2 protein-coding genes are annotated in these 2,595 nt (G+C 42.1%); one reads left to right on the forward strand and one right to left on the reverse strand.

The window, feature by feature from the left end; genetic code table 11:
- Positions 1 to 449: 449 nt before the first annotated feature.
- Positions 450 to 1,211, reverse strand: coding sequence for a TatD family hydrolase (locus AACV33_RS01425; RefSeq protein ID WP_026025261.1), 762 nt, complete (start codon positions 1,209 to 1,211; stop codon positions 450 to 452).
- Between the two features lie 168 nt (positions 1,212 to 1,379).
- Here AACV33_RS01425 and hemB point away from each other — a divergent pair, with 168 nt between their 5' ends.
- On the forward strand, positions 1,380 to 2,396 hold the full coding sequence (hemB, locus tag AACV33_RS01430) for a porphobilinogen synthase (protein ID WP_182700679.1): 1,017 nt from the start codon (positions 1,380 to 1,382) through the stop codon (positions 2,394 to 2,396).
- Positions 2,397 to 2,595 lie beyond the last annotated feature (199 nt).

The following is a 2,595-nucleotide window of genomic DNA, read 5'->3' on the forward strand; positions in this document are numbered from 1 at the left end:
AGAAAGGAATAAGCTGAAGGAATCAGCATACTATCAAGGATTTGATGCATGGAGCACCATTAGTAGCCGGATTGCTGCGAGTAAAGTTATAACCCCGTTAGACGAGAGTCTAGCGGGGTTTTTCTGTTTGGGATAAAGTAAAAGTCTATACGCTGCGCTAACTAGAGGCTAGAACGCTTCGCTTCTATAAGAGCAAAAGCTGATTTAGAATCTTGATGAAATATGGTATCAGCAACCTCCTCTAACTCCCCCTTATATTGATATTATCGATCCCAGTAAAGTAATGCATAGACAAAGGGGGAGAACTTTCATTGTTGCGGATATTTCAGCGATCACAATACCGTTCCTCCCCTTGAGTAAATATCTTATGTGATCACCAATGTCGATATAAGGGGAGGCTAGGAGGGATTGTGAATGCAGGGTTTAATTCTGAACTCTATTTTTTTCTCTTAAATCCCAAAAAGTCTTTTCGCATTCGCCGTCGTAATCGCATCCACATCCGCCAAGCTCATCTCACGCAAATCCGCCACACGTTGCGCGACTAATTGTGTGTACGCTGGCTCATTACGTTTACCACGATGAGGTACTGGTGCTAAATATGGGCAATCGGTCTCTAGAATTAAGTAATCCATATTCAAGTGAGGAATGATTTTATCCATTCCGCCATTTTTAAAGGTAGAAACACCGCCTAATCCTAAATGAAAGCCTAGATCATTGATTGCTTTTGCTTCGTCAACCGAGCCGCCAAAACAGTGGAATGTGCCTGATAACGAGCCATCCTGTTCTTTTTTTAGAAGGCTTAATGTTTCTTCAATAGAATCACGAGTATGAATAACAACAGGCAACGTCATTTCTTTTGCCCAGTTTAATTGGGTGATAAATGCCATCTCTTGTTCAGCTTTAAAGGTTTTGTCCCAGTATAGGTCAATACCTATTTCACCTACTGCAATGAAGTTGTGCTTCTCAAACCATGCGTGAATAGTTGCGAGAGTTTGCTTAACATCGGCGTTCACATAGCAAGGGTGTAAGCCCATCATTGAGCGGCAAATGTCAGGGTAAGCGGCTTCTGTTTGAAGCATAGGTTCAATGGATTCTAGATCGATATTTGGCAGTAATATTTGATTAATACCTTGTTCTAAAGCTCGCTGAACAACCGCATCACGATCGTCATCGAATTCTTTTGCATAAATATGAGCGTGCGTATCTATCATGATAAAAGCCTTAAAATAAAATTCTCTTTCTATCATACCAAGTTCATAGCAAAAATCAGATCTCTAAGAAAAGGAAAGAGAAATATGATGAACATTTATGGGCGATAGTTGGATTCAAAAGACGATGGGTATATATTGAATGCATCATAAATACAAAAGGAGCTCAGTGTGTCTGTATCCATTCAAGGTGCGTTTCCAAACCGTCGTATGCGTCGTATGCGTAAGCATGAATTTAGCCGTCGTTTAATGGCTGAGAACCAACTAACCGTTAATGATTTAATCTATCCAATGTTTGTGCTGATGGGTAAAGATCGTCGTGAAAGCGTAGATTCTATGCCTGGCGTTGATCGTTTATCGATTGATTTACTGCTTGAAGAAGCACAGCGTTTATATGAGTTAGGTATCCCTGCCATTGCATTGTTCCCGGTTGTGTCTCAGGACGTAAAAAGCTTATGTGCAGCAGAAGCTCATAACCCTGAAGGCCTTGTTCAACGTGCCGTTAAAGCATTGAAAGAGCACATTCCTGAGCTAGGCGTGATCACTGATGTGGCATTAGACCCATTCACCACTCATGGGCAAGACGGGATCATCGATGAAGATGGTTACGTAATGAATGACATCACAACGGAAGTTTTGATCAAACAAGCGCTTTCTCACGCTGAAGCGGGTGCAGATGTTGTTGCACCATCAGATATGATGGATGGTCGTATTGGTGAAATCCGTAAAGCGCTAGAAAAAGCGGGCCATGTTCATACACAAATCATGGCGTACTCTGCAAAATATGCCTCTTGTTATTACGGGCCGTTCCGTGATGCCGTTGGTTCTTCGTCGAATCTTAAAGGTGGCAACAAGAAGAACTACCAAATGGATCCAGCCAACAGCGATGAAGCGATTCATGAAGTAGCAATGGACATCAATGAAGGCGCTGACATGGTCATGGTGAAACCGGGTATGCCATATCTGGACATCGTTCGTCGTGTTAAGACTGAGCTTCAAGTTCCAACCTTTGCTTATCAAGTATCAGGTGAATATGCGATGCACAAAGCCGCTATTATGAATGGTTGGTTGAGTGAGCGTGATACGGTGATGGAGTCGTTATTGTGCTTCAAACGTGCCGGCGCTGATGGCATCCTAACTTACTTTGCAAAAGACGTAGCAGAGTGGTTGGCGGAAGAGAAGAAATAAGATCAGGGTTCAGATCGCTTCGCTTAAAGGTTTCAGGGGTGGGTGTGGTGAGCTTTGGTGTTAACTAGAGACTATACGCTGCGCTAACTAGAAACGATAAGAGCGAGAATCTTGTAAGTTCTTTAATTCTAAAAAACAAAAAAGCATGATGATTTTAGTTAATCATCATGCTTTTATTTTTCCTGAATCCTGAATCCTG

The organism is Aliivibrio sp. SR45-2 (assembly GCF_963890165.1).
In the GTDB taxonomy this organism is placed as follows: Bacteria; Pseudomonadota; Gammaproteobacteria; order Enterobacterales; family Vibrionaceae; genus Aliivibrio; species Aliivibrio salmonicida.